1 protein-coding gene is annotated in these 2848 nt (G+C 59.1%); it reads left to right on the top strand.

Annotation, left to right across the window (positions count from 1 at the left end; genetic code table 11):
• The first annotated feature begins 210 nt into the window (after positions 1-210).
• Positions 211-2787: a GAF domain-containing protein gene (locus AAE027_RS39360; RefSeq protein WP_370990252.1), complete on the top strand. Its 2577-nt coding sequence runs from the start codon at positions 211-213 to the stop codon at positions 2785-2787.
• The last annotated feature ends 61 nt before the right edge of the window (positions 2788-2848 follow it).

The following is a 2848-nucleotide window of genomic DNA, read 5'->3' as shown; positions in this document are numbered from 1 at the left end:
CTACTTCCTTATGGTCGCTGGTAGATTGACTAGACGCTACGACCGCTTCTGGCCCCTTAGCCGACCAGCCGCGGCATGGCGCTCGACGGCAGCTTTTGACCCTTCTCGGACATCAGCCCGGCCCGGTGACATGCGATTCAGGCTAACCCGGCCCTTCCTGAATGATGGTTTGGACCGATAAGATACCCTTCTTGACCCTTGGGGGCGGATATGGCGCGGCCATCAAGAACGGGCGGCAAGACGAGCCAGGCGAAGTTTCGCAAGGCAAGCCCTGCAAAGGGACGCAAGACCACCAAGACCAAGCGCCGCATTGCGCCAGCGGCCAGCCGAGTTAAGCGTCGTTCGGTCTCGGGTCCGAGCAAAGACCTGAAAGAAGCCCGCGAGCAGCAGGCAGCGACGGCCGAGATATTGAAGGTCATCGCCAGTTCGCCTGATGACGTGCAGCCGGTGTTCGACGCCATTGCCTCGAGCGCGAACCGGCTGATTGGCGGTTTCTCTACGGCAGTGTTTCGCTATATCGACGGCATGCAACACCTGGAGGCGTTCACGCCGACCAATCCGGTCGCTGACGAAGCATTGCGAGCTTCGTTCCCGCGGCATCTCACAACGTCTTCGGCGCCCTTCGAATTGCTGCGTGATGGCAAACCAATGCAGATTGTCGATACCGAATCCTCGCCAAACATACGGGCCAGGGATTTGGCGCGATTGCGCGGCTTTCGCAGCATGTTGTTCACGCCGTTGATGAGCAATGGGGTGCCTATCGGCTTGATCACCGTGACGCGAGTCGAGACCGGTTCATTCGCCGACCATCACGTGCAATTGCTACAGACCTTCGCCGACCAGGCCGTGATCGCCATCGAAAACGCGCGGCTGATCAACGAGGTGCAGGCCAAGACCCGTGATCTCTCCGAAGCCCTCACCTACCAGACCGGCAGCAGCAATATCTTAAGGGTCATAGCGTCCTCACCGACTAACGTCGAACCAGTTCTCGAAGCAATCGTCGCAAGTGCGTGCCAACTTTGTGAGGCCGATGATGCTGCCGTGCTCTTGAAGGACGGCGACGAACTGCGCTTCAGCGCACATCATGGCCCGATATCGATAGATGTAGGAAAGTGGTCGATCAATCGCGGCTGGGTCTCGGGGCGTGCGTTCCTCGATCAGACGCCGGTGCACGTGCGCGACCTCCTCTCAGACGAAGGCGCCGAATTTCCAGATGGTCGGAAATTGACCCAGCATACCGGTACCGGGGTTATTCACAGCATTCTGGCTGTTCCGTTGCTGCGCGAAAAGGAGAGCATTGGCGCGATTCTGCTTCGCCGCACCGAAGTGCAGCCATTTAATGAGAAGCAGATTGCCTTGCTACAGTCCTTCGCCGACCAGGCGGTGATTGCGATCGAGAACGCGCGATTGTTCAATGAAACGAGGGAAGCGCTGGAGCGGCAAACCGCGACGTCGGAAGTGCTACAAGTCATATCCAGTTCGCCTGGCGGACTTGGGCCGGTGTTCGAGGCCATGCTGGAAAATGCCGTGCGCATCTGCCGTGCCAGTTTTGGAACGCTGCTCCTATACGAAGGCGACAGGTTGCGGCGGGTGGCGCGAATGGCCGCGCAAAACGGGCCGCAATTGTACGCGCCCGACCAGGAAACGCCGCCACACTTCATCGCGCCGTTTGATGGGGCGCCTTCGCTGGGGCGCCTCGTCGAGACCAAGGCGCTGGTTCACATTACCGATATCGCCACAGAGCATCCCGACGATCTGATCTACAAGGTCGCCGCAGCCCGCACCGTTCTGATTGTGCCGATGCTCAAGGAGAGCGAGCTTGTCGGTGGCTTTGCTGTCTACCGCAAGGAAGTGCAAGAGTTCAGCGACAAGCAGGTCGAGTTGCTGGAAAATTTTGCGGCACAAGCGGTGATCGCCATCGAGAACACGCGGCTGCTCAACGAGCTGCGCCAGCGCACCGACGATCTCTCCAAATCGCTCGATGACCTCCGCACCGCGCAGGACCGCCTGGTGCAGACCGAAAAACTCGCCTCGCTCGGCCAGCTCACCGCGGGCATCGCGCATGAGATCAAGAACCCGCTCAACTTCGTCAACAATTTCTCGGCGCTTTCGGCAGAACTGACCGACGAGCTGAACGACTTACTCAAGCGTGCCGCGCTTACGGACACAATGCGAGAGGAAGTCGAAGAGTTGACGTGGCTATTGAAGGAAAACCTCGAGAAGGTGGTGCAGCACGGCAAGCGCGCCGATTCCATCGTCAAGAACATGCTGCTGCACTCGCGCGAGGGACCGGGCGAGCGCCGCCTCGCCGACATCAATGCCCTGGTCCAGGAGAGTCTCAATCTAGCCTACCATGGCGCGCGCGCAGAGAAGTCTGACTTCAACATCACGCTCAAGCAGGACCTCGACCCCGACGCGGGGGAAATCGAGGTGTACCCGCAGGAGATCACACGCGCGCTGCTCAACGTGATCTCCAACGGCTTCTATGCTACCACCAGGCGCAAGTCCGAAGCGGGAGACGAGACCTTTGAACCTGTGCTGAGTGCGGCCACGAAGAACCTTGGCAACAAGGTCGAAATCCGCATCCGCGACAACGGCACCGGCATTCCGGTCGAGGTGAAGGACAAGATGTTCAATCCCTTCTTCACTACCAAGCCAGCTGGCGAAGGCACAGGGCTCGGTCTGTCGATGACCCACGACATCATTGTCAAACAACACGGCGGAGCCCTCGATGTCGAGAGCGAGCTGGGTGTGTTTACCGAGTTCATTATCACGCTGCCGCGATGACCTCTTTTGGCCGATTCCGTTGAAAAAGGCCGGCAGTATTTCGTTGTAATAGCTCCGTCGC

Source organism: Bradyrhizobium sp. DN3 (genome assembly GCF_041357655.1).
GTDB lineage: Bacteria > Pseudomonadota > Alphaproteobacteria > Rhizobiales > Xanthobacteraceae > Bradyrhizobium.
This window is presented reverse-complemented; position numbering and strand designations above follow the sequence as displayed.